The following is a 16,342-nucleotide window of genomic DNA, read 5'->3' as shown; positions in this document are numbered from 1 at the left end:
ATGCCTTCCCGCACGGGCGTCTTATGTCGATGGTGACACGAGGCCGGGGAGTGACGCACTCCCTTATGCCCGGAGCCGGTCCAGGAGTCGCGCGCTCTGCCCGGCCCAGTAGTCCAGTCCCAGGCGGAGGTGGGTCTCGTGGGCCCGGCGGGCGTGGTCCAGGGCCCGTGCCCGGTCGCCCGTCGCCACCGACAGCATCGCCAGGGCCTGGTGGATGGAGCCCCAGCCGGCCGTGCCGTGTCCGTGCATGGCCAGCCGGTCCGCGTACGGCGCCAGCCTGTCGTACAGGCCCGAGGGATCGGGAACGCCGAGCTGAGCCGCCACGTACGACCAGATGACGGCGGCGAACTCCCCCGACCAGTCGTCGGGGATCGTCGTGCCCCATCGGGCGATCAGGCTCCTGGCCAGCTCGCGATCGCCGACGTCGAGCGCCGCGAGCACGGCTATGGGACGTAGCGGGTCGTTCTGCGGCTGCGACGCCGCCGTGATGACCTCGTCGAGGATTTCGGCGACCCTGCCCTGTCCCCGCCGGCAGGTGTAGAGCATGGTCGGCCGCACGACGCCGAGGCCCCACATGCTGCTGTCGCCGAAGACCTCGCCGAGCTCGCCGACGAGGTCTTCGACCTCGTCCCAGCGGCCCTCCAGGGTCAGCCGCGCGGCCTCGGCGATGCGGACCATGGCCGTCAGCTCAGAGCTTCTGACCTCCTGCAGCAGATGCCCGGCGCGGGCCAGATCCCGGTCCCACTCGGCCAGCTCCCCCGCTCTGAACAGGCACGACATCCGGCGTACCCGGGCCACGACCTCGGCCGCGGCGGGCAGGCCGGGCACCGCGAGCATCTCCTCGGCGGCGCGGCGGCGCTCGTCCTCCCGCTCCGGCACCCAGGACGCGATCATGTAGTTGTTGAGCACCTGGAGGAGCAGGGCGGGGTCGCCTATCCTCCGGGCGATCTCCAGGGCCTCCACCACCATCGCCTCGCCCTCCGCCCGGCGCGGCCCGTAGTTGAGCTCGATGCCGAGGGTGCCGAGCAGTGCCGCCCGGTGGGCGTCGTCCAGCGGACCCGCCAGCAGTTTTTCGAGCAGGGCGACCGTGTGGTCGTCGACCACGCCGTACGATCGCCAGTTCCAGACGCTGAGGGTGCCGAACACCGCCACGGCCTCCACCAGAGCTTCCCGGTCGCCGGTGTCCTCCGCCAGCGCGATGGCCTCCTCGAGTGCCGCCTGTGCCCGCAGGGCGTCCCCGACGACGCGCAGCGACCGGCCCAGCTCGACCAGCAGGCGGCACCGCCGGGCCGGGTCGCGCCTGCCGAGGGCGAGCAGCGCCTTCTCCCACAGCCCCACCGCCTCGTCGTACGCGCGCTGCGCGGTGGCCTGCCTGGCCGCCCGGGCGGCGTAGCCGACGGCCTTGTCCGCGCCGCCGACCCGCGCGGCCATGGCGAAGTGGTGGGCGAGGACGGGCAGGCGGGCCGTCCCGTCGCCCGCGGGCAGCGTCGGCGGCAGGGACTCCAGGGCCTCCGCCACGTGCAGGTGGAGCCGGGCCTTGTCGAGGCGGCCGAGCCCGGCGTAGAGCGCGTCGCGCACCAGCGCGTGCGAGAAGCGGTAGTCGAAGCCGTCCGGCGCCTCGGCCAGGATGCCGACGGCGACGGCGGGCTCCAGCAGCGACATCACCTCCTCGGCGGGGGTCCGCGTGAGCGCCTCCAGCACGTCGAGGCTGACGTCGCGGCCCAGGACGGCGGCGCGGCGCAGCAGTTCCGTGGTGGGCCCGGGCAGCCGCGCGACGCGCCGCCCGATGACCTCCATGACGCCTTCGGGCACGCCAAGCGAGGCGGCGTCGAGCCGGTGCTCGCTGCCGAGCAGCCGCAGCAGCTCGCCGAGATAGAAGGGATTGCCGCCGGTGCGCCGGTAGAGCAGGCCGGCGAGCGCGGGGTCGGTCACGTCGTGCCGCCGCAGGAACGTCACGACGTCCTCCGGGGTGAACGGCCTGAGGGTGAGGCGTTCGGCGCCGGGCTCACGGGTGAGGGCGGCGAGTGCGTCACGCAACCGCTCGGGCTCCCTGCCCGGCTCGGGCCGTACGGTGGCCAGCACCAGCACGGGCCTGCGGTGCAGCTCGGCGGCGAGGAAGCCGAGCAGCCGAAGCGACGCCGCGTCGGCCGCGTGGAGGTCGTCCAGCACCACCAGCGTCGGCGTGCCGGACCGCGCGAGTGCGGCCAGCACGCCCTCGTACAGCTCGAAGAGCGCGGCCTCGGGGTCGGCGGGGGCGTCGGCGCTCTCGCCCGCGAGGAGCCGCGCCGCGGCCCGGCCCCGCTCCCCCAGCTCGCGCAGCGCCTGCAGCCACGGCCAGAACGGCGGGGCGGCCTCGGCCTCCACGCAACGGCCCCAGACGACCGCGACGCCGCGCGCCTCGGCCTCCTCGGCGGCGAGCTGGGCGAGCCTGGTCTTGCCGATCCCCGCCTCACCGGTCACCAGCAGCACGCCGCCGCGGCCCCGCCGTACGGCGCCGAGCCGCTCGCCGAGACGGGCGAGCTCCTGCTCGCGGGCGATGAACGCCCCGTACGGCGACGCCGCGGGCGGCCGCTCCGGCTGGGAGGACACGTGCCCCGGCGGCGCCTGCGGGAAAGACCCCTGCGCGGACGATCCCTGCGCGGAGGACTGCGAGGACGACGCCTGCTGGAATGGCGCCTGCGGGGACGGGCCGGCGGCGACCGGCCGTGTCACGGCGGGCGCCTCCGGGGGCGCGGGCGCGTCCAGGGCCGCCGACTGCTCCAGCACGGCCTGCTCAAGCCGCCGCAGCTCCGGGCCGGGCTGGAGGCCCATCTCCTCGTCGAGCAGCGCGCGCACCCGGCGCAGCGCGCCGAGCGCGTCGGTCTGCCGGCCCGACCGGTAGAGGGCGAGGACCAGCAGGCTCCACAGCCGCTCGCGGTACGGGTACGCCTCGACCAGCCGCTCCAGGTCGGCCACGCAGGACGCGCCGTCGCCCATGGCGAGCCTGGCGTCGAACCGGTCCTCGACCGCCGCCGCCCGCAGTTCGCCCAGGCGCGCGATGACGGGCTGGGCGAACTCGTAGGCCGCGAACTCGGCGAGCGGCTCGCCCCGCCAGGTCTCCAGCGCCCGGTCGAGCAGCCCGAGCGCGGCGGCGTGCTCGCGCCGGCCGAGCGCCCTGCGGCCGTCCTCCACCCAGGAGACGAAGCGCGCCAGGTCGACCTGGATCGGCGCGACCGACAGCAGGTAGCCGGGCTCGCGGGTGAGCAGCACGGCCGGGGGCGTGCGCGGCCTGCGTCCCGGCTCCAGCGCCTTGCGCAGGTTCGAGACGTACGACTGGAGCGTCGCGGTGGCGCTGGAGGGCGGCTCACCGGCCCACAGCTCGTCGATCAGCCGGTCGAGGGAGACGATCCTGCCGGGGTCCAGGGCGAGGACGGCGAGCACCGCCCGCTGCTTGCGCGGGCCGAGGTCGAGGACCCGGCCGTCACCATCGATCACCTCGAAGGGGCCCAGCAGCCGGAAGGACAGCGAGTTCATGACAACGTGCTCCGATCGCTCTCCTGTGATCGCTGCGGGTAAGCGTAGAGCCGGGACGAGCCCCACCGGAACGGTCCATCCGCGACATCGTCGGGCGCGGCGCTTGGGGGCGACTTGGACGGTCTTCAAGCGGCGCTCATACCCGCCCCAATCCCCGTGTTCGACGGTGGTTCCGCACGGTGGTTCCGCACGGGGACCCATGATGTGGAGGGGTAGACATGAACCAGATCGAGGCGCTCGGCGCCGATCTCCGCCGGGTGGTGCGCGGCCGGGTGCTGACGCGCGGCGACGAGGGCTTCGACAGCGCCCGCCGCCCCTGGGACCTGGCCGTCGACCAGCGGGTGGCGGCGGTCGTCGAGGCGCGGGACGCCCAGGACGTCGCGGCGGTGGTCGGCTATGCGGGGCTCGCCGGGCTGCGCGTCGCCACCCAGCCGAACGGGCACGCCCCCGCCGCCTTCGACGACGCGATCCTGCTGCGTACGGGGAACCTGCGGGGGCTTTCCGTACGGCCCGGGGAGCGGGTGGCGCGGGTGGAGGCCGGTGTCTCGTGGGGCGAGGTGCTGACGGCGGCCGGAGCACACGGGCTGACGCCGCTGGCGGGCAGCACGGGGGTCGTCAGCGCCACCGGCTTCACCCTGGGCGGCGGCCTGAGCTGGTTCGGGCGCAGGTACGGCTTCGCCGCCGACAGCGTGCGGGCGTTCGAGGTCGTGGACGCCTCCGGCGAGCAGGCGACCGTCACGGCCGGCAGCGACCCGGAGCTGTTCTGGGCCCTGCGCGGCGGCGGCGGCGACTTCGCCGTGGTGACCGCGATGGAGCTCGACCTGCACCCGGCGCCCGTGCTGTACGGCGGGCGGATCCTGTGGCCGGCGAGGCGGGCCGCGGAGGTGCTGGCCGCCTTCCGCGCCGTCACGGCGGAGGCGCCCGAGGAACTGACCGTCTGGTTCCACCTGCTGCAGTTCCCGCCGCTGCCCGAGCTGCCCGAGCCGCTGCGCGGCCTGTCCGCGGTGACGGTCGACGTCACCTACCTCGGCGACCCGGACGAGGCGCGGGCCCTGCTGCACCGCTTCGACCGGATTCCCGACCCGATCTTCGACACGCGCGGCCGGATGCCGGTGGCGAACCTCGCGGACATCTGCGCGGAACCGACCGATCCGACGCCCGCCCTGCTGCGCTCCGAACTGCTCCACGGGCTCGACGACGCCGTCGCGGCGGCGATGCTGGCCGCCGCCGGGCCGGGCACGATCGCACCGCTCGCCTACGTGCAGATCCGCCACCTCGGCGGGGCGCTCGCCCGGGTGGACGAGAAGGGCGGGGCCTGCGGCCACATCGCGGAGCCGTACCTGCTGACCGCACTCGGCGTGCCGGCGGCGCCCGGCATGGAGGAGGGGATCCGGGAGCGGCAGTCGGCCGTCGCGGCGGCGGTGGCGGGGGTCGCGAGCGGCCGCAAGCCCTTCACCTTCCTCGGTCACGGGGAGCCGGCCGCGTCCGCGTTCCCCGCCGAGATCCTGGCCCGGCTGCGCGAGGTCAAGCGCCGCCGCGACCCGGACGGCGTGCTCGCCGGCAACCACCCGGTCCTCGGGTGACGGGGGCTCGGGCGACGCGGGCTCGGGTGACGGGGGCTCAGCCGTCCAGCTCGGCGAGGAGACGCGCGCTCCGCCCCGCCCAGTGGTCCAGGCCCAGGCGCAGGTGCGCCTCGTGCGCCCGCAGCGCGTGACGCAGGGCGAGGTCGCGGCCGCCCGCGGCGTCCGCGAGCTCGGCCAGGACCAGGTGAGTGGACCCCCAGCCGGCGCCGCCCATGCCGCTCACCACGAGCCGTTCCCCGTACGGCGCGAGCCTGCGGTAGAGGGCGGCGGGATCGGGCACACCGAGCCGGGCGGCGAGGTGGCCCCACACGACGGCAAGGAACTCGGTGGTCCAGTCGTCGCGGATCTCGCCGCCCCAGCGCTCCGCCAGCCTCCGGGCGAGGGCGGTGTCGCCCGCGTCGAGGGCGGCCAGCGCGGCGACCGGGCGCAGCGGCCCCATGTGCCCGGGACACGAGCCGGTCGGCCACCTCTCCCACCCGGCCCTGCTCGCGGCGGCAGGTAAAGAGGGTGATCATGCCGGGGTAGTCGAGGCCCCACATGCTGAAACCCGCGATCAGCGAGGTGAAGTCCTCCCCTGTGCGCAGGTGCAGCCGTGCCGCGCGCACCCGGCCGAGCCCCGCGTAGAGGGAGTCGCGCACGAGGGCGTGCGAGAACCGGTAGTCGAAGCCGCCGGGCACCTCGACGAGCAGGCCCGTCGCCACCGCCGGTTCGAGGCGCAGCATCACCTCCTCCGCGCCCAGGCGGCAGGCGGCCTCCAGCGCGTCGACGCTCACCTCCCGGCCGAGCACGGCGGCCGCCTCCAGCAGCGCGCGGGTCTCACCGGGCGCGCCCCTCGCCAGCATCCGCCGGCCGTCCTCGGCCAGCGCGGTGAAGCGGACCAGGTCCACCTGGCCCGGCGCGATGGCCAGCAGGTAGCCGGGCTCGCGGGTGAGCAGGACCCGAGGCGGCGTGCGCGGCGCCCTGCCGGGCTCCAGCGCCCGGCGAAGCTGGGAGATGTACGCCTGCAGGGTCCCGGTGGCGCTGGCGGGCGCCTCCCCCGACCACAGTTCGTCGATGAGGCGGTCGAGCGGGACGACGCGTCCGGGTTCCAGGGCGAGCATGGCCAGCACGGCGCGTTGCTTGGGTGTGCCGACACCGACGGCACGGCCGGACGAGTCGACGACCTCCAGCGGGCCGAACAGGCGAAAGTCCATTTTCCCTCATGAGAGCGAAGAGTCCGGTTCGTAGCGTATTGCCGGACTCGCCGCCGCCGACCAGGCACTCGCGGCCCTCGGCACGGACGACTGCAAGGTTCGCGTCGCCGTCCTCGGCGATGTGGCGGCCGGCTACCTTGCGGCAGGGGGCGTGGACCTGGCGATCGACGTGGGACGCAGAGCGCTGCGCGCGACGTTGGAGACTGAGACAGCCATGGGGACCACACGGCTCAAGGCGCTCGCGCTGAAGCCGCCCGAAGAGCACCGCGCGGCCCAGGAGTTACGTAAGGAGATCAAGGCCGCGCCTGGGTGAGAACTCAAGGGCTCTTCGTCTCTGCCGCCACCCACTCCAAGTAGGCCGGGTCGCCGCTCGCGATCGGCACTGTGATGACCTCCGGGGTGTCGTAGGAATGGTGGGCCTTGATGAACTCCGTGACGGCCTCCGCGAGTTCAGCACTTGTTTTGAAGTCGATGCGCCACTCCGTCTCGTTCCGCACGTCCCCATCCCACCAGTACACCGACTGGATCGGATACACCTGGGCGCAGGCGGCCAGTCGTTCGCGTACGACCGCATCAGCCAGCACACGGGCTTTCTCCTCGGCGTCCTGGGTCGTGGTCACCACGAGAAACGCACGGTTCGTCATGAACGCCAGCCTAGTTATGCCGTTCGGAAAACGCATGACGGCCGCAGGCCGCGGCGCTCCCCCGGAGGGTCCGGTTCGTAGCGTATTGCCGGACCCATCACCGTACGAACAGCGCGCGACTAGTCGTTTCCTAATCGCCCGCAAGCCTTCTCTCCGAAGATGTTCTCCGACTCCCCGGAACATCGAGCGGAAGGACGAGCGTGTCTACTTTGGAGACCGATCTGCGGCGCGTGGTGCGCGGGCGGGTCCACGTGCCCGGCGACGAGACCTTCGAGACCGCCCGGCTGCCCTGGAACCGCGCGGTCGACCAGCGGGTCCGGGCGGTCGTGGAGATCGAGGACGCGGCCGACGCCGCCGCCGTCGTCCGGCACGCGGCGCTGGCGGGCCTGGCCGTGGCGGCGCAGCCGGGCGGGCACGGCGCCACGACCGGCCTGGACGGGACGATCCTGGTGCGCACCGGCAGGCTGCGCGGCGTCGAGGTCGATCCGGAGCGCCGCGTCGCCAGAGTCGAGGCCGGCGCGCAGTGGGGCGAGCTGCTCACGGCCACGGGCAAGCACGGGCTGACCGGTCTACCCGGAAGCTCCCCCGTGGTGAGCGTCGTGGGCTACACCCTCGGCGGCGGGCTGAGCTGGTTCGCCCGCAGGTACGGCTGGGCCGCCGACGGCGTGCGCGCCTTCGAGACGGTCGGCGCCGACGGCGTACCCGCCCGCGTCACAGCGCACTCCGACGCCGACCTGTTCTGGGCGCTGCGCGGCGGCGGCGGCGACTTCGCGCTGGTGACCGCGGTCGAGCTGGACCTGCACTCCGCCCCCCGGCTGTACGGAGGACGGATGCTGTGGCCCGCCGACCGGGCGCCCGAGCTGCTCGCCGCGTTCCGGGAGGTGACGGCCGGCGCCCCCGCGGAGCTGACCGTCTGGTTCACGATGGTGAGGTTCCCCCCGGTGCCCCAGATCCCCGAGCCGCTGCGCGGTCTGGCCGCGGTCGCGGTGGACACGACGTTCCTCGGCGGTGAGGAGGAGGGACGCGCCCTGCTCCGGCGGTTCGAAGACGTTCCCGGCGTGCTGCTCGACAGCCGCACCGCCATGCCGCTGGACGCACTCGGCGGCATCTGCGCCGAGCCGACGCAGCCGGTGCCCGGCGCGGGCCGCGGCGAACTGCTGACCGGTCTCGACGACACCGTGGCGGGCGATCTGCTCGCCGCCGCCGGCGACATCGCGCCGCTGGCCACGGTGCAGGTGCGTCACCTGGGCGGAGCGCTGGGCCGGTCGGCCCCCGGCGGCGGCGCCTGCGGGCACATCGCCGAGCCGTACGCCCTGGGCATGATCGGGCCGATCATGTCGCCCGAGGGCGGGCGGGCGGTGCACGCGCGGCTGGCGGAGATCGCCCGCTCCATGGCGCCGCACACGACCGGCCGCAAGCCGTTCACCTACCTCCACGCGGACGAGACCGCGGCCTCCGCGTTCGACCCGGAGACGCTGGCCCGCCTGCGCGAGATCAAGCGCCGCCGGGACCCGCACGGCGTCTTCCGCAGCAACAAGCCGGTGTCCGCCCAGTCGTAGCGCCGGGTCGTACCCGGCGGTCACAGCGGCGGTCACAGCGGCGACCGAAGGGGCGGGCAAAGGGCCGGTCAGAGCTTGCGCACCTCGGCGTCTCCCGAGCCCGTCCTGACGACGATCTTGTGCGGCGCCGAGTCGCTCTCCGCGAAGTCGACCCGGCGCTCGCCGCTTCCCGTCGTCGCGTCGATGGCGTAGGCGCCGTCCGGCAGCCACACCTTGCCGTTGCCCGAGCCCGTCACGGCGTGCACCTCGTCGGGGGCCGCCGTGAAGCGGAGCGTGACGTCACCCGACCCGGTCCGGGCGTTGACCTCCTTCGCGGCGAGACCGCGGGCGTCGACGTCGCCGGAGCCGGTCGACGCCTCGACCTGGCCGGTCAGGTTCCGCAGGGTCAGGCCCCCCGAGCCGCTGTCGACCTTGACGGCCAGCCCGCGCGGCACCTCCACCTTGTAGTCCGCCGAGCACCGGCCGCATCTGTACTTCAGCGTGAGCGTGCCGCCGTCCACGGAGTGCCCGTTCTCGGTCTTCGGCCTGGTTCCCCACCAGTGCAGGGTCTCGGTGACGTGGATCCCGGACCTGTCGCTCTCGCTCACCACGATGTCGCCCGACCCGGTGTGCGCGTCGACCAGGGTCACCGCGTCCTTCACGTCGTAGGACTGCACCGCCTGCTCCCCGCCGAAGCCCAGAGGCCCGCCGCACGCCGTCACGGTCAGGGTCAGGCCCAGGGCGGCCCCCGCGACGGCCAAGGTTGTCTTCTTCATGCCGTCGATCCTCCGGCACGCGTACGCCCGCTCTCATCGGGGAAGGCCCTGGGCCGTCCCTGGTGTGGCCCTCACGTTGACCCCCGGTCGCCACCTGACGTAGCGTCGATTCCACCATTCAGAATTAGTTTTCCGGAGGGTGGAAATGGTGGAAGGCGTCGAGATCACAGGACCTCTGCTGGACCGGTTCGACGAGATCCTCACCCCCGAGGCCCTCGGCTTCGTGGCCACCCTGCAGCGCGAGTTCGACCCCCGGCGGCGGGAGCTGCTCGCCGCCCGCCGGGCACGGCAGGCGGAGCTGTCCGCGGGGGGCACGCTCGACTTCCTGCCCGGGACCGCCCACGTCCGCGCGGCCGAATGGCGGGTCGCCCCGCCCGCCCCCGGGCTGGAGGACCGCCGGGTCGAGATCACCGGGCCGGTCGACCGCAAGATGACGATCAACGCGCTCAACTCGGGCGCCAAGGTCTGGCTCGCCGACTTCGAGGACGCCAACTCCCCGACCTGGGAGAACACGGTCAACGGGCAGCTCAACCTGCGCGACGCCCTCGACCGTACGATCGACTTCGAGTCGGGCGGCAAGACGTACGCGCTGCGGCCGGACGAGGAGCTGGCCACGGTCGTGGTCCGCCCGCGCGGCTGGCACCTGCCCGAGAAGCACATCCTGGTGGACGGCGCCGAGATGTCCGCGTCGCTCGTCGACTTCGGGCTCTACTTCCTCCACTGCGCCGCGCGGCAGATCGGCAAGGGCCGCGGGCCGTACTTCTACCTGCCGAAGATGGAGTCGCACCTGGAGGCGCGGCTCTGGAACGACGTGTTCGTCCGGGCCCAGGAGCTGCTCGGCGTCCCCCGGGGCACGATCAGGGCGACCGTGCTGATCGAGACGTACCCGGCGGCGTTCGAGATGGAGGAGATTCTCTACGAGCTGCGCGAGCACTCGGCGGGCCTCAACGCCGGCCGCTGGGACTACCTGTTCAGCGTCATCAAGAAGTTCCGCACCCGGGGCCGGGAGTTCCTGCTGCCCGAGCGCAACGCGGTGACGATGACCGCTCCGTTCATGCGGGCCTACACCGAACTGCTGGTGCGCACCTGCCACAGGCGCGGCGCGCACGCGATCGGCGGCATGGCGGCCTTCATCCCCTCCCGCCGCGACCCCGAGGTCAACAGGGTCGCGCTGGAGAAGGTGCGGGCCGACAAGACGCGCGAGTCGGGCGACGGCTTCGACGGCTCCTGGGTGGCCCACCCCGACCTCGTCCCGATCTGCCGGGAGGTGTTCGACGGCGTGCTCGGCGACCGGCCCAACCAGCTCGACCGGCTGCGCGAGGACGTCAACGTCACCGCCGAGGACCTGCTGTCGGTGTCGAAGACCCCCGGCGAGATCACCGAGGCGGGGCTGCGCGGCAACGTGGACGTCGGCCTGCGCTACCTCGCGGCCTGGATGGGCGGCAACGGCGCCGCGGCGATCCACAACCTCATGGAGGACGCGGCGACCGCCGAGATCTCCCGATCGCAGGTCTGGCAGTGGATCCACAACGACATCGCGCTGGCCGACACGGGCGAGGTGGTGACACGCGAGCTGGTCGAGCGGATCATCGAGGAGGAGCTCGCCGGCATCGCCGCCGAACCGGGCTACGACGAGGAGCTCTACCGGCAGGCCACGGCGCTGTTCAAGGAGGTCGCCCTTGACGACGACTTCGCGGAGTTCCTCACGCTTCCCGCGTACGCGCGGATGCCGTGAGGGGCGGGACCACGTGAGGGGTGGCGGGAGCCGATGTCCGAGCTCGAACGGCCGACGATGCCCGAACAGCCGACGAGGCTCGAACGGCTGACGGTGCTCGAACGGCTGACGGCGCGGCTGACCGCCGTGCTCCCGCCGGACGCGATGGTGACCGACCCGGTGCGGCTGCGCACCTACGAGTGCGACGGGCTGACCGTCCACCGGGCCACCCCCGGCGTGGTCGTGCTGCCCGAGACCACCGAGCAGGTCGCGGCCGTCGTACGGCTGTGCCGCGAGCACGGCGTGCCGTTCGTCGCGCGGGGATCGGGCACGGGCCTGTCGGGCGGCGCCCTCCCCCGCGCGGACGGCGTGCTGGTCGTCACCTCCCGCATGCGGCGGATCGTCGAGATCGACATCCCCGGCCGCCGGGCCGTGGTGGAGCCGGGGGTGACGAACCTCGCGATCACCGAGGCCGTCCGCGACCAGGGCTACTACTACGCCCCCGACCCCTCCAGCCAGCAGGTCTGCTCGATCGGCGGGAACGTGGCGGAGAACTCGGGCGGCGCCCACTGTCTCAAGTACGGCTTCACGGTGAACCACGTGCTCGCCGCCGAGATCGTCACGCCCGACGGGGACGTCGTGGAGCTGTCCGCCGGCGATCCCGGCTACGACCTGCTCGGCGCGTTCGTCGGCTCGGAGGGCACTCTCGGCATCGCGACCAAGATCACTGTACGGCTGTCGCGGGCGCCGGAGGCGGTGACGACCCTGCTCGCCGCCTTCACCGGCATCGAGGCCGGTGGCCGGGCGGTGTCGGCGATCATCGCGGCGGGCGTGGTCCCGGCGGCGGTCGAGATGATGGACGCGCTGGCGATCGAGGCGGCGGAGGCCGCCGTCCACTGCGGCTACCCGGCCGGAGCGGGAGCGGTGCTGGTGGTCGAGCTGGACGGGCCGCGCGCCGAGGTGGAGCACCAGTTCGCGGCCGTCGACCGCATCTGCCGCGACAGCGGCGCCTTCGAGATCCGGACGGCCGCCTCCGCCGAGGAGCGCGCGGCGATCTGGAAGGGCCGCAAGTCGGCGTTCGCGGCCGTCGGCCGGATCAGCCCGGCGTACATCGTGCAGGACGGGGTGGTGCCGCGGACCGCGCTGCCGCGCGTACTCGCGGGCATCGACCGGCTGCAGGAGGAGTACGGCATCCGGGTGGCGAACGTCTTCCACGCGGGCGACGGCAACCTCCATCCCCTCGTGCTGTTCGACGACGCCGTGCCCGGCGAGCGCGAACGCGCCGAGATCGTCAGCGGGCGCATCCTCGACCTGTGCGTCGAGCACGGCGGCTCCATCACCGGGGAGCACGGCGTGGGGGTGGACAAGTCCCGATACATGCCCCGGATGTTCACCGAGGACGACCTCGGCACGATGCAGCTTCTGCGGTGCGCGTTCGACCCGGAGGGCCTGGCCAACCCCGGCAAGATCTTCCCCACCCCCCGGCTGTGCGGGGAGGCGCCGGGAGTGCGCACGGGCGTGCACCCGCTGGTGGAGGCCGGCCTGGCGGAGCAGTTCTGATGTACGGAGAAGGGACGCCGGACCCCCTGGACCCCTCGGCTGTCACGAGCCACCCCGGCCCGGACGCCGGGGACGCGCCCGGCGCGCGGAGCGCCCTGGAGCCGAGCGGGGCGGGAGACGCGCTGACGGCGACCGGCGTGGCCGTCCGCGAGGCGGGCGACGGGGACGAGGTCGCGGGCGTCCGGCCGCGCTGGGTCGCCCTGCCCGAGTCGGCCGAGGAGATCGCGGCCGTCCTGCGCGCCTGCGCGGCGCACGGCCTGGCGGCCGTCGCCGCAGGCGGCCGGACCAAGCTGCACTGGGCCGCCCCGCCCGAGCGCTGCGACGTGCTCGTGGATCTGCGCCGCATGACCCGGGTGCTGGAGCACACGCCGGGCGACCTGGTCGTACGGGCCCAGGCCGGGGTGACCACGGAGGCGCTGGCGAGCGCCCTGGCGGCGGAGAACCAGGAGCTCGCGCTCGACGTGCCGGTGCCGGGCACCACGGTCGGCGGGCTGCTGGCGACCGGGATCGCCGGGCCGCGCCGGTTCCGGCACGGCACCGCTCGCGACCTGCTCATCGGGATCACGGTCGTGCTGGCCGACGGCACGATCGCCAGGTCCGGCGGGAAGGTCGTCAAGAACGTCGCCGGGTATGACCTCGGCAAGCTGTTCACCGGCGCGTACGGCACCCTCGGGATCATCGCGGACGCGACGTTCCGCCTGCGTCCGCTGCCCGCCGCCCGCGCCTGGGTGACGGCGTCCGTCGGGCGACCGGTGACGGAGACCGCCGAGCCCTATGCGTACGAGGGGAGGACGCTCGACACCACCTCCACCGACGTGGCCGCCGCGCTGCGCGCGATGGTGCCGGCGGTCACCGAGTCGCCGCTGGAGCCGAGCGCCGTGGAGGTCGACTGGCCCGACGTCGACGGCCCCTGCACGGTGGCGGTCCTGGTGGAGGGCTCCGCCGCGGCCGAGCGCGCCACGGCCCTGTCGGCGCTGATGGGCGGCACGGCGGAGGTGAGCGACGAGCCGCCGCCCTGGTGGGGACGCCTGCCCGCGCCGCCCCGGCGAGCCGGGTCCGGGCCGCCCGCCGAGGGGCCGGAGCCTGACGAGCCGACGGTGGGGCCGTCGGCGTCCCCCGGAACCGGCCCTGCCGACGCCTCTGACAGCGGGGAGATCCTGCTGGAGGTGAGAAACGTCCCCTCCCGGCTGGCGGGGAGCTTCGTCGGCCCCTTCCGGGCGGCCCGCGCGGCGGGCGTCCGCCCGGCGGTACGCGGCTCGCTGGCCGCGCAGGTGCTCCACGTCGCCCTGCCGCCGGGCACCGAGCCCGGCCGCGTCGCCGCCTTCACCGGCGAACTGCGCGCGCACCTGGAGGACGAGGGCCGGGTGGTCGTGCTCTGTGCTCCGGTGGAGGCCGCGTGCCGCCTGGACCGGTGGGGGCGCGTCGGCGCGCTGCCGCTGATGCGGCGGGTCAAGGAGCGGTTCGACCCCGGCCGCCGGCTCTCCCCCGGCCGCTTCGTGGGAGGCATCTGATGGACCCCGAGCTGATCAAGGATTGCGTGCACTGCGGGTTCTGCCTGCCCACCTGCCCGACGTACGTGCTGTGGGGCGAGGAGATGGACTCCCCGCGCGGGCGCATCCACCTGATGGGCCAGCACGCCGGGGGCACTCCGCTCACCGGCGCGATGGCCGGGCACTTCGACGCCTGCCTCGGCTGCATGGCGTGCGTCACCGCGTGCCCGTCCGGGGTGCGGTACGACCGGCTGATCGAGCAGACGAGGGCCGTGGTCGAGCGGGAGCACGTGCGCCGCCCGGACGAGCGGGCGGTCCGGGCCCTGGTGTTCGCGTTGTTCCCCTACCGGCGCAGGCTGCGGGCGATGCGGCTGCCGATGCGGCTGGGCAGGAGCCTTCAGCCGTTCCTTGAGCGGGTGAACCCCTCTCTCGGCGCGATGGCCGAACTCGCCCCCGCCGTCGTCCCCCGGCCCGTACGGCTGCCGCCGCTGGTCCGGGCGCGGGGACCGCGCAGGGCCAGGGTCGCCCTGCTCACCGGCTGCGTGCAGGGCGAGTTCTTCCCGCAGGTCAACGCGGCGACGGCGCGGGTGCTCGCGCTGGAGGGCTGCGACGTGGTGATCCCGCCCCGGCAGGGCTGCTGCGGCGCGCTGTCGCTGCACTCCGGCCGCGAGGCCGAGGCGAGGCGGTTCGCCCGCCGCACGGTCGCGGTGTTCGGGCGGGCGGGCGTGGACGCGGTCGTCGTCAACGCCGCGGGCTGCGGGTCGAGCATGAAGACCTACGCCGCGGTGCTCGGGGACGAGCCTTCCTGGGCGGCCCGCGCCGGGGCGCTGCCGGTCCGCGACCTGGCGGAGTTCCTGGCCGAGCTCGGACCGGCCGCCGAGCGGCGCCCGCTGCCGGTCTCGATCGCCTACCACGACGCCTGCCACCTGGCCCACGCCCAGGGCGTGCGCGCGCAGCCGCGCGACCTGCTGCGCGCCGTGCCCGGGCTGGAGGTGCGGGAGGTCGCCGACTCGGCGATCTGCTGCGGGTCGGCGGGCACCTACAACCTCTTCCAGCCGGCGGCGGCCAGGGAGCTGGGCGACCGTAAGGCGGAGCGGGTGCTCGCGACCGGCGCCGGCGTGCTGGTGTCGGCCAACCCGGGATGCTCCATGCAGATCGCGGCGGCGGTCCGCAGAGCGGGCGGCGGCGAGATCCGGGTCGCGCACACGGCCGAGGTGCTCGACGCCTCGCTGCGCGGGCTCGATCCGGGCGTGCTGGGACGGCCCCCGAAGCCCAGGAGGATGATGCGGTGAGCGTGCAGAGCGTCGACCGGGCGCTTGACGTCCTGGAGGCCCTGGCGGAGCAGGGCGGCCAGGCCGGTCTGTCGGAGATCGCGGCGCGGACCGGCCTGCCGTACGGGACGATCCACCGGCTGTTACAGACGCTGCTCGCCCGGGGGTACGTCCGGCAGGAGTCCGACCGGCGGTACGCCCTGGGCGGCGCGCTGGTGCGGATCGGCGGGGTGGCGGAGCGGATGCTGGCGGTCTGGGCCGAGCCGTATCTCGCCCGGCTGGTGGAGCTGTCCGGGGAGACGGCCAACCTCGCCGTGCTGGAGGGGGACTTCGTCGTCTACGTGGCCCAGGTGCCCTCGCCGCGCAGGCTGCGGATGTTCGCCGAGGTCGGCCGCCGGGTGCTGCCGCACAGCACGGCCGTGGGCAAGGCGCTGCTGGCCGGGCGCGCCGACGCGGCGGCGGTGTTCCGGCGCACCGGCCTGCCCCGCCGTACGGACCGGACGATCACGGTCATGGAGGAGATGCTGGCGGAGCTCGGCCGGGTCCGCGCCCGGGGGTACGCGCTGGACCTGGGCGAGGAGGAGAGCGGCGTGCACTGCATGGCCGTGCCGGTCCACGACGGCGGGCGGACCTTCGCGGCGCTGTCGGTGTCGGGCCCGGCCGAGCGCATCGACGCGATCGACCGCGAGGAACTGGCCACGATGCTGCGCAAGGTCGCCGAGGATTTCGGCGCCGCCGTCCTCCGCTCCTGACCCGACGCTCCTGGCTCGCCGTCTCTGACCGGGACGGCGTCGGATGGGCCAGTATGAGCTCATGTGCCGAAGCATCAAGACCCTGCGCCCGCCCTTCACCGACGAGGTGACCGAGGAGGACATCCGGGCGGCGGCCCTGCAGTACGTACGGAAGATCTCCGGCTTCCGCGCGCCCGCCGCGCACAACGCCGAGGCGTTCGACCACGCCGTGGAGGAGATCACACGGGTCAGCGCCGAACTCCTGGCGTCCCTGCGGGTCCGCGGGACGCCCGCCCCCGCCTCGCCCGCGCGGGGGTGAGAAGCGGCGA

At 74.3% G+C, this 16,342-nt stretch carries 12 protein-coding genes and 1 pseudogene; 8 read left to right on the top strand and 5 right to left on the bottom strand.

Going from position 1 to position 16,342, the window contains the following annotated elements; genetic code table 11:
• Positions 1 to 63: 63 nt before the first annotated feature.
• Positions 64 to 3,513, bottom strand: a complete 3,450-nt coding sequence (locus tag OG344_RS19425; RefSeq protein WP_405084288.1) for a BTAD domain-containing putative transcriptional regulator — start codon at positions 3,511 to 3,513, stop codon at positions 64 to 66.
• 218 nt (positions 3,514 to 3,731) lie between these two features.
• Here OG344_RS19425 and OG344_RS19420 point away from each other — a divergent pair, with 218 nt between their 5' ends.
• Positions 3,732 to 5,096, top strand: a complete 1,365-nt coding sequence (locus OG344_RS19420) for an FAD-binding oxidoreductase (RefSeq protein ID WP_405084287.1) — start codon at positions 3,732 to 3,734, stop codon at positions 5,094 to 5,096.
• Between the two features lie 37 nt (positions 5,097 to 5,133).
• On the opposite strand, the gene OG344_RS19415 is transcribed toward OG344_RS19420, so the two are convergent.
• The 3 genes and pseudogenes from OG344_RS19415 to cutA all read right to left on the bottom strand — a co-directional run bounded on the left by OG344_RS19415 (position 5,134) and on the right by cutA (position 6,933).
• Entirely contained in the window at positions 5,134 to 5,535 is a 402-nt protein-coding gene (locus OG344_RS19415) for a hypothetical protein (RefSeq protein WP_405089224.1), read from the bottom strand.
• A gap of 526 nt (positions 5,536 to 6,061) precedes the next feature.
• Positions 6,062 to 6,196 (bottom strand): annotated as a pseudogene (locus OG344_RS19410) (winged helix-turn-helix domain-containing protein); the annotation flags it as partial.
• A gap of 410 nt (positions 6,197 to 6,606) precedes the next feature.
• Entirely contained in the window at positions 6,607 to 6,933 is a 327-nt protein-coding gene (gene cutA / locus OG344_RS19405) for a divalent-cation tolerance protein CutA (protein ID WP_327044710.1), read from the bottom strand.
• Positions 6,934 to 7,133: 200 nt separating this feature from the next.
• Here cutA and OG344_RS19400 point away from each other — a divergent pair, with 200 nt between their 5' ends.
• Entirely contained in the window at positions 7,134 to 8,492 is a 1,359-nt protein-coding gene (locus OG344_RS19400) for an FAD-binding oxidoreductase (protein WP_405084286.1), read from the top strand.
• A gap of 68 nt (positions 8,493 to 8,560) precedes the next feature.
• Here OG344_RS19400 and OG344_RS19395 read toward each other — a convergent pair whose 3' ends face one another.
• Positions 8,561 to 9,247, bottom strand: a complete 687-nt coding sequence (locus OG344_RS19395; protein ID WP_405084285.1) for a DUF4097 family beta strand repeat-containing protein — start codon at positions 9,245 to 9,247, stop codon at positions 8,561 to 8,563.
• Positions 9,248 to 9,392: 145 nt separating this feature from the next.
• Here OG344_RS19395 and aceB point away from each other — a divergent pair, with 145 nt between their 5' ends.
• From aceB to OG344_RS19365, 6 genes are all read left to right on the top strand, one after another.
• Positions 9,393 to 10,982 carry a malate synthase A gene (gene aceB, locus OG344_RS19390; protein WP_405084284.1) on the top strand — a complete coding sequence of 530 codons (1,590 nt, stop codon included), beginning with the start codon at positions 9,393 to 9,395 and terminating at the stop codon, positions 10,980 to 10,982.
• A gap of 144 nt (positions 10,983 to 11,126) precedes the next feature.
• Positions 11,127 to 12,521 carry an FAD-linked oxidase C-terminal domain-containing protein gene (locus OG344_RS19385; protein WP_405089122.1) on the top strand — a complete coding sequence of 465 codons (1,395 nt, stop codon included), beginning with the start codon at positions 11,127 to 11,129 and terminating at the stop codon, positions 12,519 to 12,521.
• Positions 12,521 to 14,032, top strand: coding sequence for an FAD-binding oxidoreductase (locus OG344_RS19380; RefSeq protein WP_405084283.1), 1,512 nt, complete (start codon positions 12,521 to 12,523; stop codon positions 14,030 to 14,032). Before OG344_RS19385 ends, OG344_RS19380 begins: the two co-directional genes overlap by 1 nt.
• Positions 14,032 to 15,303, top strand: a complete 1,272-nt coding sequence (locus OG344_RS19375; protein ID WP_405084282.1) for a (Fe-S)-binding protein — start codon at positions 14,032 to 14,034, stop codon at positions 15,301 to 15,303. The genes OG344_RS19380 and OG344_RS19375 overlap by 1 nt, the downstream gene beginning before the upstream one ends.
• A gap of 2 nt (positions 15,304 to 15,305) precedes the next feature.
• A complete protein-coding gene (locus tag OG344_RS19370) occupies positions 15,306 to 16,034 on the top strand; it encodes an IclR family transcriptional regulator (protein ID WP_405089121.1) in 729 nt (242 codons plus the stop codon).
• A 61-nt stretch (positions 16,035 to 16,095) separates the two neighbouring features.
• Positions 16,096 to 16,332 carry a DUF2277 domain-containing protein gene (locus tag OG344_RS19365; RefSeq protein ID WP_327044705.1) on the top strand — a complete coding sequence of 79 codons (237 nt, stop codon included), beginning with the start codon at positions 16,096 to 16,098 and terminating at the stop codon, positions 16,330 to 16,332.
• The last annotated feature ends 10 nt before the right edge of the window (positions 16,333 to 16,342 follow it).

The organism is Microbispora sp. NBC_01389 (assembly GCF_045040095.1).
Taxonomy (GTDB): domain Bacteria; phylum Actinomycetota; class Actinomycetes; order Streptosporangiales; family Streptosporangiaceae; genus Microbispora.
Note: the sequence above shows the minus strand (reverse complement) of the source record. Positions and strands in the feature narration are given on the sequence as shown.

Bases quoted from the DNA above. Each gene is read 5' to 3' on its own strand.
- OG344_RS19425 (WP_405084288.1), bottom strand. From the start codon at position 3,513: ATGAACTCGCTGTCCTTCCGGCTGCTGGGCCCCTTCGAGGTGATCGAT.
- OG344_RS19420 (WP_405084287.1), top strand. From the start codon at position 3,732: ATGAACCAGATCGAGGCGCTCGGCGCCGATCTCCGCCGGGTGGTGCGC.
- OG344_RS19415 (WP_405089224.1), bottom strand. From the start codon at position 5,535: ATGGGGCCGCTGCGCCCGGTCGCCGCGCTGGCCGCCCTCGACGCGGGC.
- cutA (WP_327044710.1), bottom strand. From the start codon at position 6,933: ATGACGAACCGTGCGTTTCTCGTGGTGACCACGACCCAGGACGCCGAG.
- OG344_RS19395 (WP_405084285.1), bottom strand. From the start codon at position 9,247: ATGAAGAAGACAACCTTGGCCGTCGCGGGGGCCGCCCTGGGCCTGACC.
- aceB (WP_405084284.1), top strand. From the start codon at position 9,393: ATGGTGGAAGGCGTCGAGATCACAGGACCTCTGCTGGACCGGTTCGAC.
- OG344_RS19385 (WP_405089122.1), top strand. From the start codon at position 11,127: ATGGTGACCGACCCGGTGCGGCTGCGCACCTACGAGTGCGACGGGCTG.
- OG344_RS19380 (WP_405084283.1), top strand. From the start codon at position 12,521: ATGTACGGAGAAGGGACGCCGGACCCCCTGGACCCCTCGGCTGTCACG.
- OG344_RS19375 (WP_405084282.1), top strand. From the start codon at position 14,032: ATGGACCCCGAGCTGATCAAGGATTGCGTGCACTGCGGGTTCTGCCTG.
- OG344_RS19365 (WP_327044705.1), top strand. From the start codon at position 16,096: ATGTGCCGAAGCATCAAGACCCTGCGCCCGCCCTTCACCGACGAGGTG.